The organism is Paenibacillus lupini (genome assembly GCF_011761355.1).
Taxonomy (GTDB): Bacteria; Bacillota; Bacilli; order Paenibacillales; family Paenibacillaceae; genus Pristimantibacillus; species Pristimantibacillus lupini.
Genome location: NZ_JAASRW010000006.1, coordinates 537,583 through 563,737 on the forward strand (window position 1 = coordinate 537,583; position 26,155 = coordinate 563,737).

At 47.4% G+C, this 26,155-nt stretch carries 27 protein-coding genes; 7 read left to right on the forward strand and 20 right to left on the reverse strand.

Going from position 1 to position 26,155, the window contains the following annotated elements:
• Positions 1 to 16: 16 nt before the first annotated feature.
• From FHS17_RS21485 to FHS17_RS21500, 4 genes are all read right to left on the reverse strand, one after another.
• The gene (locus FHS17_RS21485; protein ID WP_167280485.1) at positions 17 to 1,945 is read right to left on the reverse strand and encodes an ABC transporter permease; all 1,929 of its coding nucleotides are present in this window, start codon (positions 1,943 to 1,945) and stop codon (positions 17 to 19) included.
• Positions 1,920 to 2,696 carry an ABC transporter ATP-binding protein gene (locus FHS17_RS21490; protein WP_167280486.1) on the reverse strand — a complete coding sequence of 259 codons (777 nt, stop codon included), beginning with the start codon at positions 2,694 to 2,696 and terminating at the stop codon, positions 1,920 to 1,922. The genes FHS17_RS21485 and FHS17_RS21490 overlap by 26 nt, the downstream gene beginning before the upstream one ends.
• 204 nt (positions 2,697 to 2,900) lie before the next feature.
• Entirely contained in the window at positions 2,901 to 3,962 is a 1,062-nt protein-coding gene (locus FHS17_RS21495; RefSeq protein WP_167280487.1) for a sensor histidine kinase, read from the reverse strand.
• The gene (locus tag FHS17_RS21500; protein ID WP_167280488.1) at positions 3,959 to 4,678 is read right to left on the reverse strand and encodes a response regulator transcription factor; all 720 of its coding nucleotides are present in this window, start codon (positions 4,676 to 4,678) and stop codon (positions 3,959 to 3,961) included. Before FHS17_RS21500 ends, FHS17_RS21495 begins: the two co-directional genes overlap by 4 nt.
• 270 nt (positions 4,679 to 4,948) lie before the next feature.
• Between FHS17_RS21500 and FHS17_RS21505 the strand changes: the two genes are divergently transcribed.
• From FHS17_RS21505 to pstA, 4 genes are all read left to right on the forward strand, one after another.
• On the forward strand, positions 4,949 to 6,280 hold the full coding sequence (locus tag FHS17_RS21505) for a TolB family protein (protein WP_167280489.1): 1,332 nt from the start codon (positions 4,949 to 4,951) through the stop codon (positions 6,278 to 6,280).
• A 37-nt stretch (positions 6,281 to 6,317) separates the two neighbouring features.
• On the forward strand, positions 6,318 to 7,184 hold the full coding sequence (locus FHS17_RS21510) for a phosphate ABC transporter substrate-binding protein (RefSeq protein ID WP_167280490.1): 867 nt from the start codon (positions 6,318 to 6,320) through the stop codon (positions 7,182 to 7,184).
• An 86-nt stretch (positions 7,185 to 7,270) separates the two neighbouring features.
• The gene (gene pstC / locus FHS17_RS21515; RefSeq protein WP_167280491.1) at positions 7,271 to 8,221 is read left to right on the forward strand and encodes a phosphate ABC transporter permease subunit PstC; all 951 of its coding nucleotides are present in this window, start codon (positions 7,271 to 7,273) and stop codon (positions 8,219 to 8,221) included.
• A complete protein-coding gene (gene pstA, locus FHS17_RS21520; protein ID WP_167280492.1) occupies positions 8,218 to 9,123 on the forward strand; it encodes a phosphate ABC transporter permease PstA in 906 nt (301 codons plus the stop codon). Before pstC ends, pstA begins: the two co-directional genes overlap by 4 nt.
• A 250-nt stretch (positions 9,124 to 9,373) precedes the next feature.
• On the opposite strand, the gene FHS17_RS21525 is transcribed toward pstA, so the two are convergent.
• Together FHS17_RS21525 and erpA are read right to left on the reverse strand one after the other, a co-directional pair.
• The gene (locus tag FHS17_RS21525) at positions 9,374 to 9,604 is read right to left on the reverse strand and encodes a hypothetical protein (protein WP_167280493.1); all 231 of its coding nucleotides are present in this window, start codon (positions 9,602 to 9,604) and stop codon (positions 9,374 to 9,376) included.
• Positions 9,594 to 9,968: an iron-sulfur cluster insertion protein ErpA gene (gene erpA / locus FHS17_RS21530; RefSeq protein ID WP_341805887.1), complete on the reverse strand. Its 375-nt coding sequence runs from the start codon at positions 9,966 to 9,968 to the stop codon at positions 9,594 to 9,596. The genes FHS17_RS21525 and erpA overlap by 11 nt, the downstream gene beginning before the upstream one ends.
• A 291-nt stretch (positions 9,969 to 10,259) precedes the next feature.
• On the opposite strand from erpA, the gene mqnE reads away from it, so the two are divergent.
• Positions 10,260 to 11,363, forward strand: a complete 1,104-nt coding sequence (mqnE, locus tag FHS17_RS21535; RefSeq protein WP_167280495.1) for an aminofutalosine synthase MqnE — start codon at positions 10,260 to 10,262, stop codon at positions 11,361 to 11,363.
• Between the two features lie 73 nt (positions 11,364 to 11,436).
• Entirely contained in the window at positions 11,437 to 12,504 is a 1,068-nt protein-coding gene (locus FHS17_RS21540) for an NAD(P)/FAD-dependent oxidoreductase (protein ID WP_167280496.1), read from the forward strand.
• Between the two features lie 2 nt (positions 12,505 to 12,506).
• Here FHS17_RS21540 and FHS17_RS21545 read toward each other — a convergent pair whose 3' ends face one another.
• Positions 12,507 to 12,740: a YuzB family protein gene (locus FHS17_RS21545; protein ID WP_167280497.1), complete on the reverse strand. Its 234-nt coding sequence runs from the start codon at positions 12,738 to 12,740 to the stop codon at positions 12,507 to 12,509.
• 87 nt (positions 12,741 to 12,827) lie between these two features.
• Between FHS17_RS21545 and FHS17_RS21550 the strand changes: the two genes are divergently transcribed.
• Positions 12,828 to 13,073, forward strand: a complete 246-nt coding sequence (locus FHS17_RS21550) for a NifU family protein (protein ID WP_167280498.1) — start codon at positions 12,828 to 12,830, stop codon at positions 13,071 to 13,073.
• Positions 13,074 to 13,137: 64 nt separating this feature from the next.
• Here FHS17_RS21550 and FHS17_RS21555 read toward each other — a convergent pair whose 3' ends face one another.
• The 13 genes from FHS17_RS21555 to FHS17_RS21615 form a co-directional block, all read right to left on the reverse strand.
• Positions 13,138 to 13,917 carry an SDR family oxidoreductase gene (locus tag FHS17_RS21555; RefSeq protein ID WP_167280499.1) on the reverse strand — a complete coding sequence of 260 codons (780 nt, stop codon included), beginning with the start codon at positions 13,915 to 13,917 and terminating at the stop codon, positions 13,138 to 13,140.
• Positions 13,918 to 13,940: 23 nt separating this feature from the next.
• Positions 13,941 to 14,648: a Cthe_2314 family HEPN domain-containing protein gene (locus FHS17_RS21560; RefSeq protein ID WP_167280500.1), complete on the reverse strand. Its 708-nt coding sequence runs from the start codon at positions 14,646 to 14,648 to the stop codon at positions 13,941 to 13,943.
• Positions 14,649 to 14,680: 32 nt separating this feature from the next.
• On the reverse strand, positions 14,681 to 16,441 hold the full coding sequence (locus tag FHS17_RS21565; RefSeq protein ID WP_167280501.1) for a UbiD family decarboxylase: 1,761 nt from the start codon (positions 16,439 to 16,441) through the stop codon (positions 14,681 to 14,683).
• Positions 16,438 to 17,370 (reverse strand): COX15/CtaA family protein, encoded by a 933-nt coding sequence (locus FHS17_RS21570; RefSeq protein ID WP_167280502.1) that lies wholly within the window; start codon positions 17,368 to 17,370, stop codon positions 16,438 to 16,440. The genes FHS17_RS21565 and FHS17_RS21570 overlap by 4 nt, the downstream gene beginning before the upstream one ends.
• Positions 17,371 to 17,569: 199 nt before the next feature.
• Positions 17,570 to 17,914, reverse strand: a complete 345-nt coding sequence (locus FHS17_RS21575; RefSeq protein ID WP_167280503.1) for a thioredoxin family protein — start codon at positions 17,912 to 17,914, stop codon at positions 17,570 to 17,572.
• 30 nt (positions 17,915 to 17,944) lie between these two features.
• Entirely contained in the window at positions 17,945 to 19,489 is a 1,545-nt protein-coding gene (locus FHS17_RS21580) for a copper amine oxidase N-terminal domain-containing protein (protein WP_167280504.1), read from the reverse strand.
• Between the two features lie 155 nt (positions 19,490 to 19,644).
• The gene (locus FHS17_RS21585; RefSeq protein WP_167280505.1) at positions 19,645 to 21,285 is read right to left on the reverse strand and encodes a putative polysaccharide biosynthesis protein; all 1,641 of its coding nucleotides are present in this window, start codon (positions 21,283 to 21,285) and stop codon (positions 19,645 to 19,647) included.
• Between the two features lie 38 nt (positions 21,286 to 21,323).
• A complete protein-coding gene (locus tag FHS17_RS21590) occupies positions 21,324 to 22,049 on the reverse strand; it encodes a ThuA domain-containing protein (RefSeq protein ID WP_167280506.1) in 726 nt (241 codons plus the stop codon).
• Between the two features lie 13 nt (positions 22,050 to 22,062).
• Complete coding sequence (locus tag FHS17_RS21595; protein WP_167280507.1) at positions 22,063 to 22,548, reverse strand: DUF456 family protein; 486 nt, start codon at positions 22,546 to 22,548, stop codon at positions 22,063 to 22,065.
• Positions 22,549 to 22,555: 7 nt separating this feature from the next.
• A complete protein-coding gene (locus FHS17_RS21600) occupies positions 22,556 to 23,308 on the reverse strand; it encodes an HAD-IIB family hydrolase (RefSeq protein ID WP_167280508.1) in 753 nt (250 codons plus the stop codon).
• Positions 23,309 to 23,489: 181 nt separating this feature from the next.
• On the reverse strand, positions 23,490 to 24,362 hold the full coding sequence (locus tag FHS17_RS21605) for a metal ABC transporter permease (protein ID WP_167280509.1): 873 nt from the start codon (positions 24,360 to 24,362) through the stop codon (positions 23,490 to 23,492).
• Positions 24,359 to 25,315 (reverse strand): metal ABC transporter permease, encoded by a 957-nt coding sequence (locus FHS17_RS21610; RefSeq protein WP_167280579.1) that lies wholly within the window; start codon positions 25,313 to 25,315, stop codon positions 24,359 to 24,361. Before FHS17_RS21610 ends, FHS17_RS21605 begins: the two co-directional genes overlap by 4 nt.
• A 7-nt stretch (positions 25,316 to 25,322) precedes the next feature.
• Complete coding sequence (locus FHS17_RS21615; protein WP_279590383.1) at positions 25,323 to 26,135, reverse strand: metal ABC transporter ATP-binding protein; 813 nt, start codon at positions 26,133 to 26,135, stop codon at positions 25,323 to 25,325.
• Between the last annotated feature and the right edge of the window lie 20 nt (positions 26,136 to 26,155).

Sequence of the window (26,155 nt, forward strand, 5' to 3'; positions counted from 1 at the left end):
CAAAACAGCCAGCGCATTAAGCGCTGGCTGTTCCTCTATTTAATCCTTTGGAATAACTCATGCTGGCGAGCAGGAAGTAGATCGTCTGCATCACCACGAAGATCCCGATGATGACCAGGGAATACAGCCATACACTTGAACCCATCAGTCCATCCAACGCCTTCATAGCAAATAATGCATGGATGGTTCCGATAAGACAAGGAAGGTAGAAGATAATAGCGATCTGTGTCACTGTTATTTTCCGTATCTCCTGTCTTGTCATTCCGATTCGTTTCAAAGCGTTAAACTGCGCTTGATCCTCCTGTAATTCCGTGAACATCTTAAAGTAAATCAAACTGCCTGATGCAATGAAGAACAGCAAACTGATAAACAAGCCGATAAACAGCGTCAGTGAGCTTGTATCTTTCATATTCGCATAGTTATTAGGTCGGGACCGATCGATTTGATCGATAAAATCATCAGATACTTTAAGCTTATCAAGCGCTGAACCTGCATGTTCCCAATTTTTCAACTCATAACCGTACCATACGAGCTGATCTGCTTCCGGTACACCAGCGGTAATCCGATCATAATCAGCATCCCCCATAATGACCGTCATATAATTCAATTTGGTCTGGTTCATAATACTTTCCGAAGGTTCAGCAGCTGCAGCATAATCAATGGGCTGCCCCTGAACGCTGCCCGTTATCCTCTCTATTGGCGGCGAAAAAGAACCTGGCATAGCTGCTGTCCCCGGCTTCAAATGAAGCTGCTTTTTCCCTTTATCCTTCGCCAAACGGTTATAGTCAGACTCAGAAATAATCATTGTCGCAGGATTATACTCCATATCATTACCGTTACTGCGGGTCAGTTTAATATTAGTTGCCGCGATACCGGTGACAATCTTCTCATCCGTAACCGGGAAACCCTCGGCACGCAGCTGCTCTTTCATCGCATCCAAATCAATAACGTCATGACTATGAATTCCTTTCTCCATCACAGCTACTGTGTAGGGATAGAAATCATAAATCTGCTGTTTGGAGCTGATCTGCAACAAATAAAATGTACCTGATGCTGTTAAGATAACAGCGCTCATAATCGACACCATAAACAAGATCCGTGCATTATCCTTTAGCTTGTACCCAAGCTGAGCAAGCACGATCATATTCGTCCGATTGTAGAAGAAGGAATGCCGTTTCTGTAAAAAACGGATAAGCAGCACACTGAACTGCGTAAACAGAAAGTAACTTCCAATTGTAACTGTAACGAGAATGAGCAGTGCCATATAGAAGAAGTTAAACGGATCTAACATAAGCGCCATCGTATAGCCCGAGCCAAGCGACACAAGTGCCAGTGCTACAAGCCATGGGGAAAAGATAAGCTGGCCCTTAGGCTTACGGCCTGCCTTAAACAGGTCGATCAGCTCTGATCTGCCAATTCGCAGCGACGTAAGTATGGCAATTGCCACGAATAAGATAAAGAAACCAAAGCCCGTAATTCCAATTGCCTTCAGTGGTACGGCAAACGGTATAGGATCCGTTACTTTCAGGAAGACCGACAGCGCCATAAAGAACAACTTACTAAACAACATGCCGAGCCCGATGCCTGCACCAATCGACAAAAGAGCAATAGCGATGCTTTCATAAATAACCAGCTTGCGAAGCTGAGCTTTTGTCATACCGAATAACGACAACAGGCCAAACTCTTGCTTACGCGTTTTCAGAAAGGCCGAATTGGAATAGAGGACAAACAGGAATGAGAAGATACCAATAATGTAAAGACAGAACATCATCCCTCTTCTTATTTTCGAAGCCTGCAAAATATGTCCGCTAACGACATCCGGGTGATAAATAAATGCCGAATACATATAGAAGATGAGTACAGAGAAGACACAGCTTAGGAAAAAGGCGCTGTAGGAACGCCAATTCCCCTTCATGTTGCTAAGCGCGAGCGAACGGAACGTCATCGAAATTACCTCCCAGTACACTCAAAGCATCAAGAATCTGTTGGAAAAAGGCTTGACGGTTTGTACCTCTGCGAATTTCGGAGAACAGCTTGCCGTCCTTAATGAAGACAATCCGCTCGCAATAGCTTGCGGAGAACGGATCATGCGTTACCATAAGAACCGTTGCGCCTAGTCTCTCATTCATATCCTTCAGTGCATCCATAACATCCTTTGCTGCTTTCGAATCCAGGTTACCTGTCAGTTCGTCTGCCAATACTAGTGCAGGCTGATGAATGATTGCCCGGGCAATAGCAGCACGCTGCTTCTGTCCGCCCGATACTTCATAAGTCCGCTTATCCAGTATGCTGTCAATGTTCAGCATGATCGCAAGCGGCTTCAGCTTTTCCTCGATTTTTCGAGGTGACACACCTTCCAGTACTAATGGTAAAATAATATTTTCTTTAATAGTCATCGTATCAAGAAGGTTGAAATCTTGAAACACGAATCCAAGCTCTCTACGCCGGAAAAGAGCCAGCTTCTTGTCGCTCAGCTTGGCAGGCTGTACCCCGTTAATCTCAAGCTCACCTGATGTCGGTCGATCAATCGTTGCCAGCAAATTCAGAAGTGTGGTCTTGCCGCTGCCGGAAGGTCCCATTACCCCAACAAATTCTCCCGCTTTTATATTCAGATCAATATCCTCAAGCGCCCGGTAGGACAGATTCCCCTTTGAATGATAGATCTTTCCAATCCCTTTTGTTTGCAATACGCTCATTGTAATAATCCTCCTCAAATGAATTGCCTCACAAAGCATCTACCTTTTGTGGTGATTCATGCTTCGAAAGCATGGGCTCAAAACCCGTAAATGTTCGATTTATTTGATTATGGACTCAGTATAGCGCCCAAACCGGCTATGTACCCATCGATTTACCTTTCAATTGAAGGCTTCAAACCTTACGATTTTGTCATGTTTCGTCATTTAATGAATCCGGTGGATACCTTCCGGACGGAAAATAACCATCGCCGTTGTACCCGCTCCGACCTCTGAGTCAACAATCAGCTCATGGCCAAGGAGGCCGCATACCTGCTTCGTCAAATATAAGCCCATACCTGTTGATTCTTCGATGGCCCGTCCATTCTCCCCCGTAAAGAAAGGATCAAAGATGCGTGGCAAATCATGAGCCGCTATTCCAATTCCTTCATCTATAACAGACAGCTTAGTGGCCTTATCATCCAATGTCGGCTCGATCCGGATGATCAACTTTTTCGAGCCTTGCTTTCTCTTTGAATATTTGATTGCATTGCCGATTAGTTGATTCAAGATAAAAGTCAGCCATTTCTCATCCGTCTCAACCATAGCTTCCCCCTCAATCCGAGGAAAGATGGCATGTCTAATACATAGCTGCTTATGTGCATTAATAACGCTTCGCGCCGCTTCATGCAGCGGGATCAAACGGAGATGCAAATCAAATTCGATCTTATCGAGCCTTGCCGTATGCAGCATCATATCAAGCCCTCTTGTCATTCTCCCTGTTTCCTCACGAATGCTTTGAAACCGCTCTACATCTGTGTCTTCCTTATTGCGCTCCTGCAGCGTTTCCTGCACCAGCAGGTCAATAACCGAAACCGGTGTCTTCATATGATGTACCCACTGCAGGACAAAATGATTATGCTGCTCCTGCTGCCTTCGGTAATGACTGAGTTCCGTCAAATAAGCACCATATTGCGCCTCAAGCAGCCGCTGAACTGCGAGCTGTTCCCTCGTCACTCCTGCTTTTACAACCATGGAGGCCTTGAGCTCTGTTGATCGGTCAATCGCATCATGCAGTTGTTTATAATAGGTACGCTGCCTCAAAAAGTCGATCGTTAAGCCTACAATCAGCAAGAAGACGGCCAGTTCGGCAAAATAATAGACCAAACCGGAATCCGCCTTGTCTTCATACCGCAATTTATCAAGAAGGAACATCGCACAACCAAGACTTGTCCCTAATAAATAAGTAACAATTAATACTTTTCGATCCCAAAGGTAAGATCGGATCATACCCTTGCCTCCCGAAGTGCTTCCCCATTCAGCCGATAGCCTTGTCCACGGACAGTCTCTATCGCTTTCATAATTCCGATCTCCTCCAGCTTCTTGCGAAGTCTTGTTACGTTAACGGTTAACGTATTGTCATCCACAAACTGAACATCATCCCATAACGCTTCAAGCAGATGCTCCCTCGTCACAATCTCATCCGGTCTTTTCATAAATGCTTCAGCCAGCAGACGTTCGTTCTTCGTGAGTTCCGTACGAAGTCCACCCCATTCGAGCTCATTACGGCTTAAATTCAAGCGAAGGCTGTACAAGTCCAGCTCCCCGCCACTCACCGAAGAAGCAGTTGCTGCCGCATATTCTCCATAGGCACGACGAAGTGCTCCTTTCACCTTTGCAAGAAGCAAATCCAAATGAATTGGCTTCGGCAGATAATCATCTCCACCATTTTCGATGGCCATTACCTGATCCATTTCCCCTTCTCGGGCTGAGATGAATAGAATCGGAACATTAGATCTTGTCCGAATTTGTCTGCACCAATAAAAGCCGTCAAAATACGGCAAATTGATATCGAGCAAAACAAGATGGGGCTCATGGGCAGTAAACTCCCCCAGTAAATCTTTAAAGTTAACAGCTCTAGCTGCCTCAAACCCGTACTTTTCCATCGTAGATTTGAGAATCATGCCGATTTTGTCGTCATCCTCGATAATAAATATCCGATACATCTATTAATCCTCCTCTAATACGTAAGGCACTTCCCACACTGGATACATCTAGTCAATTTAGGATAGCAATTATGCCTATTTCAATCAACTTAACAAAATCATTACAATTTCTAAATAATGGGATAATAATCCGCTGTTACACTAACTTAGGAAATCGAAATAGTTCCGACGCGGCTTGCGGTGGAAAAATCAAGGGCCTATCATACATACCGACTAAGGGCCGTCGGACCTATGAACTTATTCGAAAATAAGAAAGGTGACGAACAACAAATGAAAAAAGCAGTAGTCATTTCCGTGCTCGCAACAGCACTTGGAGCAGCAGCTGTTACTCCTGTAATGGCACAATCAGCAACACAATCGGTACAAGCTGTACAAATCGGTTCGACAACAATCTCCATCAACGGCACAGCCGTAGCGATCCGCACGATTGATGCTTCTGGTGTAACGCTCGCCTCCGTACGCGACCTGGCAAAGGCTCTTGAGGCTTCGCTGAATGTAGCTGGCAGCACAATTACCGTTCAACTCAACCACAATGTCGTTTCACTCAATGACGCGGTTACTGTTAACGGAACAGCTTTTGTTGAACCAGTAAGCTTCTTGAGCAAGCTTGGCGTTGGCTACTCGCAAGGCAACATCACAACGATCAAACTCCTTCAGGATGTGGATCAAGTGACTTGGGTGAATGCTTCCAAGCTGATCGTATCGAAATCTGCCGATACAGGCCGCGAGGATTACCTGGTTGATGCTGCGACTGGTAAAAATGAATTACTGCTTACTTCGTCTGACACGTCCGAACTGATTGTTTCCCCGGACGGTTCGAAAGCCGCTTATTCCGAAGAGGATGGCACCGTTAATATTATTGATCTGAGCACAAAGCAATCAACTAAAGTAAGCACAGATACATCCATTAAGAACGAAATGCAATTCTCAGCTGACGGAAGCTCGATCTTCTTCTTCCAAGGCGACAAAAACACTGTTATCTGTAAGTTAAGCCTGGCTGACGGCAGCGTAACAAAAATTTTGGAAGACAAAGTCGATTACAAAGCTAACCTGTCTGTATCTGCTGACGGGACAAAAGTCGCTTATTTCCAAATCAAACAGCCAGTTGTAAAAAATGACGCTACAGATGTAAGCAAGGACGATGTAACCATCGATCCAACAGGTACAGAAACACAAGCTTACTTCTATGACTCTGCAAAAGCGGACAATAAACCGGTTCAACTGACAACTGACAAGAACGACAAAGCATTCCTGGAGCTGGCGGCTGATGGTTCGAAAGCTTACTTCGTAAGCATCAACGACGATACTGTAGGAAGCGTCGCTTCGGTAAATACAGCTTCCGTTGAAGCAGCTAGCGTCTACAGTGCTGAAGATGTATATCAACTGAATCAAGCTGGCGGCAAGCTGGTCCTGCTGACAGCAAAAGGCGATGCAAACAGCATCAGCGCTCTTGATCCTGTAACAGGTACTGCAAGCAAGCTATACAGCGTGTCGGATGGCGTATCCGAGCTTATCGTTTCTGGTAACGGTGATATTGCAGCAATCAGCAACGGTCAAGTGGCTGTTCCTGTAAACGGCAAATTCACAACAATTACTCGCTAATACACAAATCAATTCATTTTAGGAGGATTACAAAATAATGAAACTTAACTGGTTAAAAGTGGCTACTGTGGCCGCACTTATTGCAACAATTGGTCTTGGCTCCGTCCAAGCTCCTACCAAAACAGAAGCAGCTAGCAAGCTGTCCGGCAAAATCGTAATTAATGGCTCTTCCGCCCTTCTTCCACTAACTCTTCAAGCGTCCAACGAATTCAAAAAGCTGAATCCGAAGGTTAAAATCTCCGCATCAGGAGCAGGCTCCATTACTGGTCCTCAGTCGGTACGTAAAGGTATCGCTGATATTGGTGCGGTTGACTGGGATGCTACAAAAGCAGTACCTGGCTTCGAAGCATTCACAGGCCAAGTAGCTAACAAAGTAGCAGTTACTCCTTTCGCTGCAGTAGTAAACAAAAGCGTTACTGCAACAAGCCTGACAACAAAGCAGCTGCAAGACATCTTCTCCGGTAAAGTAACGAACTGGAAAGAAGTTGGCGGCAAAGATGCTGACATTATCGTTGTTAACCGTGCTTTCGGCTCCGGTACTCGCGTTAACTTCCAACAAAAAGCGCTGAACGGTACAGATTTTATGACCAAAGGCAGCAACTACAAAGAAGTTAAAACAAGCGGCGACATGAAAACAGCAGTTGAATCAACTCCTGGCGCTATCGGTTACCTCGATTTCGCTTACATCACTACGAAAATGACTGGCGTAAGCATTAATGGTGTTGCTCCAACTGTAGACAACGTAATCAACGGCAAATACAAAGTTTGGGGCTACGGCTACTACATGACTAAAGGCCAACCTACAGGCGTTGTTAAAGAATTCATCAAATATGTACAAAGCGCTAAGTTCCAAAACGGTTCGCTTAAAAAGCTTAAGTTCATCCCGCTTTCCGCAATGAAATAATCCAAGTTAATCGAATATAGGTAACAGCGGCCGTCTTTCGCGAAGCGACAGGCGGCTGCTTGCTACCGAAGGAGCCGATTGTAATTATGATAGATACCTCATCTACTGCGGGCCAGATTGATCTGGGCGGCAGTCTTTTGACGGGAAGTGGCAAGCCGTTTGACCGCAAGAAGCGGCTGTTTGTGATGAACCGCCTGTTCCGTTATGTTTGTATTGCTGCAGCTGCTTTTGTGTGTCTGATTCTATTCCTCATCCTGCTGCTCATGTTCCGCACAGGCGTGCTGACATTTGGTGAGGTATCCTTCTCCGAATTTTTCCTTTCTACGGAATGGAGTCCGGAAACCGAGCAGTATGGTGGGCTGTTATTCATTTTTGGTACATTTGCCCTTACTTTATTAACCTTGATCATCTCAGTCCCGCTATCGCTCCTGATCGCGGTCTTTCTGTCGACCTTCGTGCCAACTTGGCTGAAAAATATGCTGCGTCCGGTCATGGACCTGCTCGTCGGCATTCCGTCCGTCGTTTACGGTTACCTGGGTTTGACTGTTCTTATTCCCCTGATTCGGGATGTTACCGGTACAGGTATGGGTGATGGCCTGCTCGCTGCTGCATTAGTCCTCACGATTATGGTGCTGCCTACGATCAGCCGGATCAGCGATGATTCAATTTCTGCTGTACCTAAGAAATTCAGCGATGCCTCCTACGCCCTTGGTGCAACCCGCTTCCAAACGGTCTGGAAAGTGCTAGTTCCATCTGCTCGCAGCGGCATTATGTACGCTGTCATCCTTGGGATGGCCCGTGCAATTGGCGAGACGATGGCCGTCGTTATGGTTATTGGCAATACGCCGCAATTGGCGGACAGCCTGCTTAAACCTACCTCCGTTTTGACCAGCAACATTGTCATGCAAATCGCGAATGTTCCATTTGATTCCACCTGGAACTACGCACTTTATCTGATGGGCTTCCTGCTGCTTGCTATCTCTCTCTTGATGATCGTTGGCGTGCGTTGGCTGCAAGGGAAAGGAGTACAGCAATGAGTAATGTAAATTCAGCTGCAAATGCTAATCCGTTCCGTGGCAAACGAGGAATAAACAGCTTCAACAACCGTGTATTTACCATAGCGGTATGGACCCTAGGAATTGTTGTCGTCTTATTCATCCTTGGGCTTCTCTTCTTAATTCTAAAAGATGGCTTGCCAAAGCTCTCCTGGAGCTTCCTGTTTGGACTGCCTAGTGAAATTGATGAGGGCGGCGGTATTGGGCCTGCATTGCTGAACTCTTTTTATATCCTGTTCCTATCGCTGCTCATCTCTATTCCGCTTGGTATGGCTGCCGGCATTTATCTCGCCGAGTTCGCGCCGGTCAATAAGCTGATTTCCTTCGTCCGTATATGCGTAGAAGGATTAGCTTCGGTTCCATCCATTATCTTCGGTTTGTTTGGGATTGCACTCTTCGTTGAGACATTCCAGTTAGGCCTGACGATTTTAGGCGGTGCAGTAAGCTTGGCCTTTCTAAACCTGCCTGTTCTAACCCGTGTTACCGAGGAATCCATCCGTGCTGTGCCGAAGGAACTGAAGAACGCTTCCTTTGCGCTAGGGGCTACACATTTACAGACGATAGTTCGGGTGCTTATCCCTGCAGCAATGAACGGAATTATTACAGGCATCTGTCTCGTAGCCGGCCGCGCCTTTGGTGAGAGTGCCGTTATTATTCTGACAGCCGGCGTGACAACCTCCGGAGAAATGTGGGACTTCAGCTTGTTCTCATCGGGTGAGACACTTGCCGTCCATCTCTGGTATGTACAGTCCGAAGCCATTGTTCCGGATGCCCAGGAGATCGCCCAGAAGTCGGCGGCGGTACTCGTGTTCTTCGTTCTTCTGATCAACTTGGTGTTCCGTATTCCTCTATGGCTGAATTCTCGTAAAATGCAGAGGTCGTAGGAAGTTGGTTTCCTTCACTGCGCAAGTAAATGCTCTTTCGACCGCTGTTGTATTCGGATTACTTGGAACAATTTATTAAGGTAATTATCCGAATACAAAGGCGGGCGCTTCGCTTCTCAAGAGCATTCACTTACTCCGTTCCGCAGTCGACTTCTTTATTAAAACAAAAACCGGCGTCCATTAAATGGGACGCCGGTTTAATTTAATTCTTTTTAGGGACAGGTTGTATTTGCAACCTGTCTAACCTATGTCACAAAAGGCTGGCTGCGCCAGCTTTTTGCGAATGCTGTTTGGCTTCGCCAAGCGGGCGGAGCAAGGGAATGTTATGGAGAAACGGAGTGTTCGCTTTTGTTACCGGAATCGTACCTTGTACGATAAATTCACTGATTCCGGTAACAATGGCGATTGGAAGAACATTCCCTTGCGCAGCCTGCATACTGGCGAACAAAAAAAGCTGAGCACAAGCGCGCTCAGCAGTCACTATCCGGTTTACCAGCCGCAGCAGCGGTACGGAAGCTCGAGCCGCATCCGCAAGTTGCAGTTGCGTTCGGGTTCTCGATTGTGAAGCCGCCGCCCATTGCCGACTCTTTCCAGTCGATAACAAGACCGAACAGGTATTTCAAGCTGTCATCGTCAACAACAACTTTGAGGTCTGCGACCTCCAATGACTTATCGTTCTCATGCTCTTCATCGTCGAAGCCCATGCCGTAGGAGAAGCCTGTGCAGCCGCCTTCCTTCACGCCGATGCGCAGGAACAGCCCAGGAGTTCCTTCCTCTTCGAGCATTTCTTTTATTTTGTCAGATGCCGATTCACTAATAGTGATCATACTTCGTACCTCCTCTATATAAATGTAATAAATGTATCGTTGTAGTTACAGTATACTCTTCTTCCCCCGGTTCCTCAAGAGACCAATGCCTGCCGCTCTTGATGAATATTCAAGACTTTAGGTGTTGCCCCATGTAACGTACAGGTTTATAATAATGGATAGCTTTCTTTATCGGATGAGCAAGTTATTTTTTTCACAAGGTATCGCTCGAGCTTGATCCATTCCTTGCTCTGATAACAAGGACGATATCGACAGCATGCCACATTGTAGTATTACAGAATTATTTTAAAGATGAAGGAGGTTGCCAAGATGAACATCGCCATCCCATCTGATAATAAGCAAATGCAGGAAATTATCGAGAAGGTGCGTAATGGAGAACGTCTTACACTTGAGGACGGTGTATTCCTCTACAAATCGGACGATCTGCTTACGATCGGGCAACTCGCAAATGAAGTTAATCTTCGTAAGAACGGTAAGAAAGTTTATTTTATCGAGAACATGAGCTTGTACTTTACGAACGTCTGTGAAGCGCATTGTGCTTTCTGTAACTTCCGTAGAGACGAAGGCGCTCCTGGTTCCTACACGCTGTCCGGTCAGGAAATGATCGAATACGTGGAGCAGCACTTCCACCCTGGTGTACGAGAATTCCATATTGTCGGCGGTCATAACCCACATGTTCCGTTCCAATATTATGTCGATTCCCTGAAGGCATTAAATGAGCGCTTCCCAGAAGTAACGCTCAAAGCCTACACAGCTGCGGAAATCGACTTTTTCTCGCGTATTAGCGGCTTAAGCTACAAGGAAGTATTGGAAGAACTGATGAAAGTTGGTCTCAAATCACTTACGGGCGGCGGAGCAGAAATATTATCTGACCATTACCGTAAAAAAATGCGCGTTGATAAAGCTGATGTGAGCCAATATTTAGAGGTGCACCGCACGGCTCATAATCTTGGACTGCGCACACATACAACGATGCTGTACGGTTCGATTGAATCACATGAGGATCGTGTTCGTCACATGATGCAGATCCGCGAGCTTCAGGATGAAACAAACGGCTTCCAGGTCTTTATTCCATTGTCGATGCAGCCAATTAATCCTAAGGCCGGCATTCGCCGTCGTAATTCTGCCTTTGAGGATTTGAAGACCATTGCAATCAGCCGTCTGATGCTTGATAACATCCAGCATATTAAAGCTTACTTCATTAACATCGGTACTCAGCTGACTCAGGTTGCACTGACGATGGGTGCATCCGATGCTCACGGTACAATTGTTAAAGAAAAAATCAGTCATGCGGCTGGCGCACTTACGCCAGAAGGTATTACGCGTGAAGATCTGTTGTGGCTCATTAGAGGAGCCGGACGTATTCCTGTGGAGAGAGATACGTTCTACAACGAAATCAAAGTCTATGAGTAATGATGCGAAGAGACGCACATATTAGGCACAAACAACAAAGCAATCATCATTTGGAGTTGGGTAGGGAAATCATATGAGAAAATTCGTAATTTTGGGCGGCGGTTACGGCGGTCAGGCAATTGCTGCAGATGTTATAGAGAAGCAGCTGCCAATCGACGTCGAGGTCATTCTCGTTGACCGTATGCCTTATCAAGGCCTTAAAACGGAGTATTACGCACTTGCAGCAGGTACGGTATCGGATCTCGATATCCGTGTTAAGTTCCCGCAGGATCCACGACTTACGACTTGTTATGGAGAAGTCTTGGATATCGATCTTGAGAATAAGTTTGTTCATCTGGAAGGTCAGGATCCAATCGATTACGAATGGCTGGTTGTTGGACTTGGCTGTACGGATAATTATCACGGCATCGAAGGTGCAGAAGAGTTCTCGACTAGTATTCAAACACTCTCGAATGCACGTAAAACATACCAACTGCTAAACGACATTAAGCCTTACGGCCAAGTGTCCATTATCGGAGGCGGTTTGAGCGGCGTAGAGGTTGCTGCCGAGCTGCGCGAAGCCCGCTCTGACCTGAACATCCGCATTATTGACCGTGGACCAAGCGTTATGTCCGCTTTTCCTGGATCACTTCAGAAGTTTGTTTCTTCATGGTTCAGAGAGCATAATGTTGAGATGCTAAGCCATATTTCCTTGTGTCGTCTTGAGCAAGGTGCTTTGCATGATTCCAACACGGATCAAACGATCCTGACAGACGTGACGGTATGGACAGCTGGTATTCAGCCAGTTGAAATTGTTCAACGCATGAATCTGCCGAAAGACAAACAAGGCCGACTTATTGTGAATGAATACCATCAATTGCCGGACTATAACGATGTCTTTATTTGCGGTGACTGTGCATCCCTGCCATTCTCACCAAGCGGTCAAGCGGCTGGTGCACAAGGCAAGCAAATCGCCGAGGTCATGCATGCCATTTGGAGTAATAAGACGCCTAAGCTTGGCAAACTCAAGCTGAAGGGTGTAATGGGTTCCCTTGGTAAGAAAAGCGGCTTTGGCCTCATGGGCAGCACGCCAATGATGGGGAAAATTCCGCGTTTGATCAAGAGCGGTATCCTCTGGAAATCGAAACGCCATTTTGGTTAGAATTATTGCTTAATGCTGATGATATCTCGAATACGAATGGTCAGATCATCTACGGAGTCTGCTGCAACAATCATGCCGTTCACTAACGCGAATGGTTTCAAATAACATTCTCCGCAATTGCCAAGACATCCGTATTCGACCACTTTCAGCTGTTCATTTTGTTCCAGCTGCTTCATGATTTGTTCTGTACCATGATGCATATTGCCATTACAAAACTCAATAAGTGGTTTAGACATTTTTCGAATCACCTGGCCTTAACGGTTGATATCCATTTTCAATCCTTGCACTTTGTATTATAATAGGGGAGAAAGGAGATGATTGCAATGAGTGAACAAGCACAAGATACAATGTACGATGAAGTATTGGACGTACTGGATAAATTGCGTCCGTTCCTGCAACGTGACGGTGGCGACGTAGAATTGGTGGACGTAGAGGACGGTATCGTTAAACTTCGTCTGATGGGTGCATGCGGAAGCTGCCCAAGTTCCACAATTACACTGAAAGCCGGCATCGAGCGCGCTTTGCTCGAAGAGGTTGAAGGCGTACAGGAAGTTGTTCAAGTATTCTAAGCTTAGCCTTAATGCAAAAAGAGTCTTGCCCGCTACAAGCAGGCAAGACTCTTTTTTTGTTATCTTATAACCCAATAATATTAGAACGAATGGCGTCAAAGCCGCCGGTCACATTAATAATGCTGCCTGTCAGGAAATCGGATTTGGATTGACATAAGAATCCGATCACTCTTGCTACATCCTCACCGGTTCCAGGTCTCCCAATCGGGGATTCCAGGTCCCGAAGTGCTGCGGCATCATCAATTGTCATCTCTTTATTCAGTCCTCGAATATCGCCGGGTGCAATCATGTTGACGGTGATGCCATGTGGCGCTTCTTCTACTGCCAATGATTTAGTGAAAGAGACCAGCCCCGTTTTAGCTGCCGCATAGACAGCCCTGTGAGGCCACGCTCTTGCTTCGTCCGCATGGCCAAAGCCAAGGTGCACAATCCGTCCCCAGCCTCTCTCACGCATGCCAGGGAGCAGCTTATGATCAAGCAGCATCACACCAAGCAGATTACCGTTTAACAGCTTTATAATCATCTCTTCGCTGTATTCGGCGAACAGACGACGCTCACGCATGAACGGACCAGCGTTATTCACCAGAATATCGACGCCGCCATTCCAGGCTTCCGCAGCTGCAGCAAGCTTTGCTACACCAACAGGACTTGCAATATCGCCTTGTATAGCCGTTGCTCTTACACCTAGCTTCTCGATCTCACTCTGTAACTCCAGCGCCTCTTGCCCGCTCTCCAGGTAGTTTAACACGATGCTGCAGCCAAGACTTGCGAGCTGCAATGCAGTTCGTTTGCCAAGCCCTTTGGCGCTCCCAGTTACAAGCGCCGTTCTGCCCATCAGCTCCACGAGCAATCCCCCTCGCGATTCGCTTACCTGGTTCGTATAAATTTGCAGGCATAATCAAAGGTAAGACGTAATGATCCTGTCACCAACTGTAATCCATCCTGTAGATCCTGTGACTGCCCTTCAATATTCTCAAGGTGCACTTCCTCACCATACATCGTATGGCTTTGGGCTAGGTCATCCTGCATTTCCGTATTCATATAGTGAATCTCCGTGTTACGGCGCTTCCGCAGCCGGCCCATCGGCTCCTTGAGGCTTTCCTTGATATCGCTAAGCTTCCAGGTCAGATCCGGATGCGCCTTCTTGTCACGCATATTGCGAAGAACGGTGAAGTAGGAGAAATGTGGCTTGATCCGCTCCGTCTTCATTCCGAGCATATCATTGAGCAATATGCTCAATTTATCAAGTAAGGCGAAAATCCGGATAAATGCATTTTTGTCGAAATACACATAGCGCTGGTAGTTCAGCATCTCTTCCTCCGACATCTGACTGACCGATGAAGCCTTAATCTTCTCCTTGAAGCGCCGAGCGGCATAACAGCTCTGCTCGATTTCGTTCAAGGATGCAAGTAGACCCTTCGTCCATACCTCGTAGGTACGCAGTTTATGGTCCAAATCCTTGCCCGCCTCGATCTTCTCGTGAAGCAGTGACACGAACTGATTCATCAGCTGTATCGTTTCAGCAAGACGACCTTCCGGCTCCCGTTCCGGTTCATTGAATAGAAAACGCAGCATCGGCCGCTCCCGCCTCTCTTAGCGATTCATGATTAGAAGTACTCGTTCCATCTACGGTCAACCAGCTCCGTAATATCCTCACGTGTGAATAGTTCATCCGGATAACCCGGCTTCATTCTTGCATCAATCACGATTGGCAGTTTATAGCCAAAATGATGACGGCGAATATCGGCATTGGCATAAATATCATCCGCGGGATTGAACCGAGTAAATACCGTCCATAAGAATGACGTTTGGCCATGAGCAATATCAGCGTCATCAACTAGGAAGATAAGCGGCCATTCTGTACCACGTTCCGACAATCTTGCAAGCAGGCGTTCCGCAAGCTGCGGCTCTGCTTCATAGGCTGCTCCGGATACAACAAGACATCCTCGGCAATAGACTTGTGCATGATTGATTTCTTCAATAACGCCTTCCTCATAGCTCGATGGCAGCTCTCGAATGGGCTCACCAACACCAAGCATAACCGCTTTACTGCCATGATTAAATTTGCCGCTTGTATAGTCCAGCGTATCATGTGACGTTTCATCAAAGACAAACAGATCGGTCTGCGGCTGGAACCGCTCAAGCACCGTCTCAAGCAAGACGTCGAAGCGCGACAAGTCAATTGGCTGATCAGTCAGGATGAGGAATTTCGTTAAGGTCAACTGACCTTGGCCAAGAATACTGAATGCCGTAGAAAGCGCCTCACGGGAATACGATTCGCGTACAACTGCTGCTGCCAGCGCATGTACTCCGGCTTCCGCGTATGCCCACAGTTCTCTGACGCCTGGCATAACCATCGGGAATGCCGGTGCCAGCAGACGCTGCAAATACTCGCCTAAATAATAGTCTTCTTGACGAGGTTTGCCCACGATCGTAGCCGGGTAGATCGCATCCTTACGATGCCAAACATGATTAACGTTAAATACAGGGAAATCATGAACAAGCGAATAATACCCAAAGTGATCGCCAAATGGCCCTTCGGCTCTGCGAATATGCGGCGGTACATGACCGCTGATCACAAATTCTGCTTCTGCTGGAATCCGATGTTTGCTATGCGGATCAGCTACAACCGGCAGCTTACCTCCCAAGATGAGTGAAGCCATAAGCAGCTCAGGCAGATGTTCTGGCAGCGGTGCGATCGCAGAAGCGATTAGTGCCGGAGGACCGCCAAGGAAGACAGACACCGGCAGCGCTTCGTTACGCTGCTCCGCTTCGTGATAATGGAAACCGCCGCCTTTATGTATTTGCCAATGCATGCCCGTAGTAGAATCATCAAAGATTTGCATACGGTACATCCCTAGATTATGCGCTTTGCGGGATTTTAAGCTCTCCGTATAGACAAGCGGCAGCGTTACAAACGGTCCGCCATCCTCCTGCCAGCTCGTTACTCTCGGGAGATCCTTCAGCGGGTTTTGACGTTTCAGAGACTGCAGGATCGGTGCCGTACCGCTTGGCACCTCTTTCATGCCTACCTTAAGCATGTCCCAAATGAGTTTTTTCTCACCCCACAAGGCTTTAGGCGTTGGCGGCATAATACGATCTGCGGCACCAACAATCTGTTTCATAATTTCTTCGGGACGTGGTCCAAAAGCCAAATCGACACGACGACTTGTCCCGAACATATTCGTAAGAACAGGGAATGGAGTACCCTTCACATTGGTGAAAAGCAGCGCCGGCCCTTCCTCTTCAATGACGCGGCGGTGAATTTCCGCCAGCTCCAAATATGGATCAACCTGCACGTCAATGACGAGCAGGTCCTTTTCTTTCTTTAATACCTCAACAAATTCACGCAGGTTTTGAAAACTCAAACTTTTTCCCGTCCTTCCCGCAGCCGCCAGGAACGTATCAGCATATCACTCAATATTCCAAACAAGCCCGTAATAATCAGATTATGAAGCAAGTTCGTAAACAGGAACCAATCTTCGTTCCCAATTGTCTCCGTTAGCAGCGCACCACTCAAGATCTGCGCAATTACAAGGGTAAGCGCCCAGCCGGCAGATTTCGTAAGGCCTTCGCCTTTGCGGCTGATTTTCCGTACATGTACATACAATCCAATGAGAGCAAGACCAAAAATAAGTGCCCCTATACGATGAATAAAGACTGCTGCTGTTGCACCTTCGAGCTCCGGTACAACTTCGCCGTTGCAAAGCGGCCAGCCGAGGCAGCCACCTGCCGAATCGGTATGGCGAATATAAGCACCGAGGTAAACCACAATATAACAAAATATGGAGACAGCCAGCATACGAGGGAAAATAGCGCGTGGCACTACAAACTCCGCAGGCTTGCCGTTCTTCGCACGGTAAGACCATACAACCAAAAGCAGCGTAAAAGCAAATGCGATCAAGGATATGCCGAAATGAATCGCCATAACCGCAGCAGACTGATACCAAACAACAGCTGCAGCGCCCATCAGCGCTTGAACAATCGTGAAGAGTAAAGCTCCGCTTGCATAGACAAACGGTTCTTTGTAATCAGGCTTATTTTTCCGAAACAGCAGGTAGATTGCAGCAAAGGCAGCCACAACGAGCAGACCTTCGAATCCGGTAATTAAACGATGTGAAAATTCAATCGCAGTTTCCATTGTATAAGAAGGAATGAACTTACCGTTGCAAAGCGGCCAATCATCTCCGCACCCGCGTCCCGAATCGGTATTTGTAACAAGTGCTCCGGCGAGCAATACAAAAAGCATTCCGATGCACGATGCGAGAGCAAGCGTGCGAAAACGGCCGGTAACCATAATAAAATCACCTTTTTTCGGGGTTTTGTTGTCACCTCATTATAGCGATTATAAGGGTCAAAAGCCATGTTGAAAATGTGACACTTCCTAGGGTGTGACAGTTCCGTGGCAATGATGCAGACGAGGAAAATCTTTAATAAGAAAAGCCCGAATCTCCTCCAATTTAGAAAGAGAATTCGGGCTTTTGTGTATGTGTCTTTTAGTTCGGAAGTGCTTCCGCCACCTGCACGGCACGCTCCAGGAATTGTTCAATTTCTTCCCGTGTTTTACGCAGCTTGTTGACGAACCGAATCAATTCTTTGCCATTCCGAAAAGCAACGAAACTTGGAATGCCAAGAATGTTCAGCTCGGAGCATAGATCAGGCAGTTCATCACGGTCAATTTCGTAGAATGAAATTTTACCGCTGTTCTGCTGCTCTACATCCGGCATAAACGGATCAATATAATGGCAGTCTGGACACCAGGTCGTCTTAAATACCACCACTGTAATACCGCCGCCTTGAACTGCTTCACGGAAGGCCGCATCTGTTGATAATTTGATCATGCTGGTCATCCTCCCTGCTTAACTACAAGATTAGCTCACTTCACGGTCAATGACAAAGGTATCACTGCCATAGCTGTCATCCCAATGAACCTTCGCACCAAGTGCATTTGCAAAGTCACGGCCTGCTACATACAATGCGCCGTCTACGGACTTCGCTACGAACGACCATGTAGCGGCTTTTCCGTTAACCTTTACTTTGTCTGAGCCATCCTTCAGGACGATTGTTGTATTCGTCGCTTCATCATAGACTGTAACACTTTTTGTCTTTTTATCATATTTCACCGTAGCACCAAGCTCTTCAGCGACAGTCCGGAGCGGAACAATGGTCACATATTTAGGTGTTACGATTGCCGGATAACGGCCATAATCAACAGACAGCTCAACCGTTTGTTTGCCGATATGCAGCTGCTGCAGAAGAGCGTACGCAGCGGACTTCGTATCAAACATTCTCAGCACTTGATAGCCTTGCAGCGAATCAAGCTGATCTGATGTAATGGCCGCATCAGGAATGACTGGAGCATCCGCTTTTACGTTACCATTTACATTCCACATTTCGCTCTCCATATGGAGTACCAGGCCTTCAAGTGGGAACAGCGCCTGCTCGCTTGGTTTAAACGTAACATCAACTGCCTGCTTACGAATATCCAGCTTGCTGTCCACATACAGTTCGGCTTTGATCGATGAATCATCATTAAAGATCTGCTTGAGATCCTCTGCACTTTCTTCTTCCAAAGCTTTAAGCTCATCCTGAAGAGATACAATAGCGGCCATAAGTTCATCTGTAGCTTCTTTGATCTGATCCTCTGTTGTTGGCATATCAAGACCAGTCTGTTCGAATGGATTCACACCGGTTTCTTCCCAAAGCTCAGGGTGGCTGCTAACAATCGTAACGATCTGCTTCACGAACTTTTCCATACCATCATGGTCGTTCGCAAGTACGTCTACATATTTTTTCACCCACGCCCAAATTTCGGTGCCACTGAGTTCAGCCTTCACATGGAAGAGCGAAGTGTTAACTCCGTTAATTGGCTCTTGAACAGTGTTAACCGACAGCTTATCCGGATTAGGCAGATTGTTGATGAAGAAGTCCGTTGCGCTGTCCATAACCTCTTTGCCAATCGCTGTTAATGCTTCTTCGTCCGGTCCAGCTGCAGCATCTGCATCAAGCTCAGCTGTTCCAAGCATGGAACCCAGGCCAGAGCCGCTCACATCCAGAACGATCGGAAGCTTTGCACCTTCTACCTCGATCACAGCCGTGGTATCCGACTGTTTAATCGAGAAGCCGATGTTAATATTTCCGCCAAGAACCAGCTTACCCGCGTATGAAGCGTGGCTGGCATCTTGTACTTTTACGCTATCTAACTGAAGCTTAAAATTCGAGAATAATTTCAACAGTGAGGCTTCTTCTTCAGACATACCTTCAAAAGCTTCTTCATTCAAGAGAAGCTTCAGCTCTACCGACTGTTTGCCTTCGGAAGAAGTCACTTTAAGTGTGTTTTTCAGAACCGCATTAAAGTCAATGCCTGAGATCGCTTGACAGCCCGCCACAATAACGAGGGCCAGAGACAGAATCAATATGATCCCCCTCTTAAACCTTTTCAACCTTTTCAATTTACAAATCTCCCTTCACTAGTAGTAATAGGGTAATAGAGTAATAGACCTATAACCCTATTTATTGTAACTGAGAAAAGGGTGTATTGTAAATGTATGGAAAAAGTAGATTTATGTCACTATTTCTGCGTCTCAGAACGGTTAAACAGCTTTAGAAGCAGGATAAACAGCTTACGCAGTGGTCCCGGGAAGGATCTTGCATCTTCCATTGTGACAACACGGAGCAATACCAGGAGCACGAGATATAGCACCCCAATAACGCCACCTGCTACAGCAGCGGATACGAAATAAGTAAGCTTGTCCGGCCAGCTGTCTGTCAGATGTCGAACCCCAACCTCAGCTCCCCAGCCAGCAGCAACAGAAACAACGATCGTTACGATATAAGAAGGCCAGCGGCTTCCAAGCACCGTAAATTTCACTTCTTTACGAATTGCTTCCATATTCATCCACGTCATAATAACAAAGCATACGCTTGTTGCCATAACAACACCGTACACCCCATAGACCGGAGCAAGCGCGTAGCTGCATATGATTTTGAGACCAATACCTACGAAGGTGTTCATCATCGGAATACGCTGCTTGCCTAGACCGAACAGAATCGAATTGCTTGTCATCATCGTAATTTGGAAAATCGTCCCTGCTGTTAAAGCAGCTACAACACCGTAACCACTTGCATCAGCGAAGATCAGCCCCGTTACCGAGTAAGATGCTGCCGCAATACAAAGCGCTGCTGGCACACCGGTAAAGAGAACAATCCGCATAATGAGTGAGGTTTGTCGTTCAACTTCCCTCATATTACGAAGGGAATAAGCTGACGATATAACCGGAATGATCGAGGTGCTGAGTGCAATCGCAAGGATTGGCGGAATACCCGCAATCGTCTGTGCTTTAAAGCTAAGTTCCCTCAATACGGCCTTTGCTTCGTGATAACCGCCATAATAATCTTCAGTTAACCGAATGAATAATGACGAATCAAACGTATAAATAATTTGAACGGTCATCGCCGTAATGACAATCGGAATTGATATCGTGAAAATCTCACGGTAGATCGAACGGAACGGAATTTTCGAAGTTGCTTTTACCGCCTCAATATCTACCACAGGCCGTTCCGCTAAGTCGCCGCGGCGCAGCTTACCAGCATAATAAACCATGACCAGCAAAGCGCCAACGCCACCAATAACGTTACCAAATGATGCCGCTGCTGCTCCCCACTTCTCGCCCCAATCGATGGAGACAACGTAATAAGCAAGGGCAACCCCAACAATAACGCGCAGGATTTGCTCCATGATCTGGGACATGCCGCCCGCCATCATAAATTGACGGCCTTGGAAGTAGCCTCTCATCATCGCGATGATCGGGAAGATCAGAAGCGTTGGTGCCACTGCCCGGATCGCAACCTCTGCACCCGGCGTTTTGGCGATATGAACAGCATAATAAGGAGCCGCCGCGTACAAGGCAATCGTTAAGATTACCCCCGTCACGATGCCAAATAACAGCGCAGCCTGATAGACACGCTTCGCCTCATGCTCACGTCCAAGCGAATAACGCTCGGCTACCATTTTGCTAATGGCACTTGGAAGTCCTCCGGTTGCGACCACAAGCAGTGTCAAATATACGTTGTTCGCTACTGCAAAATAAGTCCCGCCGTCTCCCTTAAGGATATGATCAAGCGGCACCCGTTGAAAAATCCCGAGGAACCGCGCTATAAGCGCGGCTGCCGCCAGGATTAATGTACCTTTTATAAGCGAATCTTTTTTCATGATTTCCTTCTCTTTCTGCGATTACCTGCCTAAGCAGATTAGGCATTACCCTTGATTGGCTCAAGCGGCTGATGGTTGCCGCGGACAGGTTTCGCTGCACCAGATGGTGCCGCCCAGTTGACGCCGTTGCGAATGATCTGAAGCACCTCTTTGTTGTAGTAAGTAGGGTAAGTTTCATGACCTGGACGGAAATAGAACACTTTGCCTTGTCCACGGAAGAACGTACAGCCGCTGCGGAATACTTCGCCGCCTTCGAACCAGCTGACGAATACGAGCTCATCTGGTGCTGGAATATCAAAGTGCTCACCGTACATTTCCTCATGCTCAAGTGTTACATATTCCGGAATGCCTGCAGCAATTGGATGGGCCGGATTAACGGTCCAAATGCGCTCTTTTTCGCCTGCTTCACGCCATTTCAGATCACAGCCTGTACCCATCAGCTTTTTGAAAATTTTCGAAAAGTGGCCGGAGTGCAGAACAATCAATCCCATGCCGTCCATAACACGTTGATGAACCCGCTCAACAATAGCATCTTCAACCCGCTCATGGCCCATATGTCCCCACCAGATCAGAACATCGGTGTTGTTCAGCTTTTCCTCGGTCAAGCCATGCTCCGGTTCTTCCAGCGTTGCGGTTTGAACCACGATTTCTTCCGTACGAATACCTTCCGCCAATGCGTTATGAATACCATTTGGATAAACCTGTCTTACTTCCTCATGCTCTTTCTCATGCAAAAACTCGTTCCATACAGTAACTCTAACCATTGTTTTCATCTCCCTAATTGGACATTAGCCAAATAATAAATAAAACAATCATAACGGCTTGAAGAATAACTTTTACAACGACACTTGTCAATAAGCCAACTAATGAGCCGATGCCAACCTTCAACGATTTTTCGATATTTGACCCAACAGCAAGCTCACCAATAACAGCTCCGGCAAATGGACCAATGATAAGACCAAAGGCCGGTATAACAAATGGACCCAAAATAAGGCCTATCGTACTACCGATGATCGACGCCTTAGAGCCGCCGAATCGATGTACTCCCCACGCACTGACCGCATGGTCGGCTATGATGAGGACGACAAGTATTAACGATTGTATCGTCCAGAATACCCAGCCAAACGGCTCAAACGAGAAGAAGAACCCGTATACGAAAAAAGCACCATAGATCGCAAATACGCCAGGCAGTATCGGCCAGATAGCCCCAGCCATCCCGACTACAAATAATATGACGACCAGCGACCAGCCTAAAATATCCACTTAGGCATCAACCTTTCAATACATATTGTTTGATGAGCTCTGCGACGCCGTGTTCGTTATTGGATAACGTCACAACATCAGCCGCTTCTTTGACAGCCAGCTGCGCATTGCCCATCGCTACTCCAAGTCCCGCTTCACGAATAGCGGCAATATCGTTCAAACTGTCACCGGCAGCTACAACCTGCGACATCTCGATACCAAGCATCGTACAAAGCTCGCGAATTGCACTCGCCTTCGTAATGCCTTTCGCATTCAACTCAAGGTTCTGTAAGGAGGAGTTCGTAATCTCAAGCGCCCCCCACTCGGTTACTTCGTGCAGGATGCGGTTACGAACGCCATCATCCTCCGTGTAGTAGCCAAACTTGAGCCAATGATGGTCTTCATAGGTCGTCGAAGGATCTATCCACTTTTCAAGATTATAAATCCCTCCTGTGGAGTAGGCCCAAAACCATGTCCCCTCATGCTTCAGAGCAAGCTCATGCAGCTGCTTAATATACACCGGGCTCATCAATGTACGTTTGTGCAGCACATGCGGCTTCTGCCAAATCTCGCTGCCATTGACCGTAATCATTGGTGTCTCCAGCTTTAGCTGCTCCGCAAACGGAAGCGCCCCGCGGAACCCACGCCCCGTCGAAAAGCTTACCGTGATTCCGGCATCAAGCGCGCGCTGAATCCATTCGGCATTCTCCTTGCTGATCTCGCTTTGCTCGTTCAGCAGTGTACCGTCCATATCAAGAGCTATTAATTTGTAATTCCCCACGTATGTAACCTCCTGCCTATATCTACTATGCAATATTTTAGCACAGATCAGGGAGATTCCAAACGTAAGGAACTGCCTAATGTTATTAACGTTGAATAATCCCTGAAAGGTTCAATTAATACGGGGCACAAAAAAGCCCCGCCCCATGTTAAGGGGCGGGACTAAAGGGCGAGGCTTATTATTAAGCAACAAGCTTGCGCAGGCGCAGCTTCTTGGCAACGAAGCCATGTGATGGTGAGAATAGAAACGCCAGCACGAACAGGATGCCTGCCGCGCATACGATACAGCCTGCTATGGAAGCATCTATAATAACAGCAGCTCCGTAACCAACGAAAGTGCTCGCGATACCAACACCTACGCTCAGCAGGATCATCATCCCCAACCGGTCGGTCAGAAGATAGGCGGTCGCTGCCGGGATGATGAGCATCCCAACAACCAGAATAGCACCAACACTCTCGAAAGAGCTCACCGTTGCCATGGACACCATACCCATCAACAAGTAGTGGAACAACGCAACAGGGATACCTAAGGCGGCAGCAAGCGCCGGGTCGAAGGTGATCAGCTTGAACTGCTTATAGAACAAGCTGATTACCGTTACGATAATGATCAACGTCCCACCAAGCAGCCATACCGCTTTTGGCCCTAGATCAACCCCGCTCACAATCCACGTATTCCAGTGTACATAAGCGATTTCGCCGTACAAGATAGCGTCTTGATCCAGATGCACCTGTCTTGCAAACAAGCTGACGAGCAGCACCCCAATCGCGAACAACGCGGTGAACACCACGCCTATCGAAGCATCGGCCTGCACGCCTTTTTGCTGGAACAGCTGTATGAGGAATACCGCAAATAGGCCACAGGCCATCGCAGCAACCATCATGAGCAGCGAATCCCGCGAGCCGCTTAGCAGGAACGCAATAACGATACCCGGCATAACCGAATGGCTGATCGCATCACCGATCATCGCCATTTTACGCAGAACGAGAAAGGCACCAAGGATACCGCTGCAGCTTGCAACCAGTACGCCGGTAAGTAATATCCAGAAGTCGCTCATAATGCCGCCTCCTTGTTTATCCGCTCATCTACACTTGCAGTTGCTGCCTGTTCCTCATAAGCGAATCCAAGTCTCCGCTTCATTCTCTGCTGGACTAGTCTCCTGATAAGCAGCCCACGCTTCGAGCCAAACAATAGTGATAGTACAAATAATGCCGTTGCTGCAAGGACGGTAAGCGGCCCCGTTGGCAGGCTCGATGCAGTCGAACTGACAATTGCCCCTGTTGCACCACTTATCGCTCCAAATACGCCGGATACGGCTACCATTACACCAAGCCGGTCCGTCCAGTACCTGGCGGATACTGCAGGCGTAATGATTAAGGACGCAACCAGAATGACACCAACAGCCTGAATGCCTACAACAACGGCGACAACCATCAGAAGCATTAACAGCTGCTCGTAAAAGCCAACCGAATAACCGATCCCTTTGGCAAAGCCAGGATCAAACGATACTAACTTGAACTGCTTGAACAAGAAGTAGCAAATGGTTATCAGGAATAGACTTACGATAGACAGAGTCAGCACATCCGAACCAATCATCGACGCCGCCTGGCCAAACAAAAACTTATCAAGCCCTGCCTGATTACCGTAGCCGCCATGCTGAACAATGGTCAGGAGAACGATGCCAAGGCCAAAAAATCCGGATAAAACAATTCCCATGGCCGAATCATGCTTAATACGCGAATGCCGCGTGATTAAGCCAATGCCAAAGGTCGCCACCACTCCCGCAAGACCTGCCCCGATCAGAAAGTACAGAATAGACTTTGTACCGGTCAGCATAAACGCAATACAAATACCCGGCAGGGCGGCATGAGCAAGCGTATCGCCCATGAGGCTTTGCTTACGCAAGTATGAGAAGCAGCCGATAACGCCGCTGCTTAGACCAAGCAGCGTACAGCTGATAAAAATCCATCGCATGTTCGGGTCATGAAGAAGCGCCCATAACGTATTCATAATCCGCTCACCCTTTCGTGATGTCCGGCTGCGCCAACCCGCTCCGGTCAAGAAATGCCAATCTCCCGCCATAAGTACGTTGTAATAAATCCTGTGTAAAAACATCCTTTGTCTTGCCGTAGCCCATTACCTCTACATTAAGCAGCAGCACGGAATCAAAATATTCCTCAACCGTCGCAAGGTCATGATGCACGACAATAACCGTCTTCCCTTCCTGCTTCAGCTCCTGCAGCAGCGTAATGATCGCTTTCTCCGTGGCAGCATCAACGCCGGCAAATGGTTCATCCATAAAGTACAAGCTAGCGTCCTGCGCAAGAGCACGTGCGAGGAACACACGCTGCTGCTGCCCACCGGACAACTGGCTGATCTGACGCGAAGCAAAATCCGCCATTCCAACCTTAGCCAGACATTCCAAAGCAATGGCACGCTCCTTTGCGCCTGGACGTCCAAACAGGCCAAGATGACCGTATCTGCCCATCATGACGACATCAAGCGCATTCGTTGGGAAATCCCAGTCGACCGATTCACGCTGCGGGACATAACCAACCAGCTTACGCTGTTGTTTGTAAGGTTTGCCATATACCAGCACTTCACCGCTAAGACGCGGAATAAGGCCAAGTGCCGCCTTCATCATCGTTGATTTACCTGCCCCATTAGGACCGATGACGCCTACCAGCTCTCCCTCCGTGACCGTGAAGGAGACGCCGCGGAGGACCGGTTTCTTCTGATAAGCTGCGGTAAGCCCATTAACCGCTAACGGAGGAGCAATAGACTCCCGTTCCATCACAAATGTTGTAGATTTTGAATCTGTTCTCGACATCACCATCACTCGCTTTCATC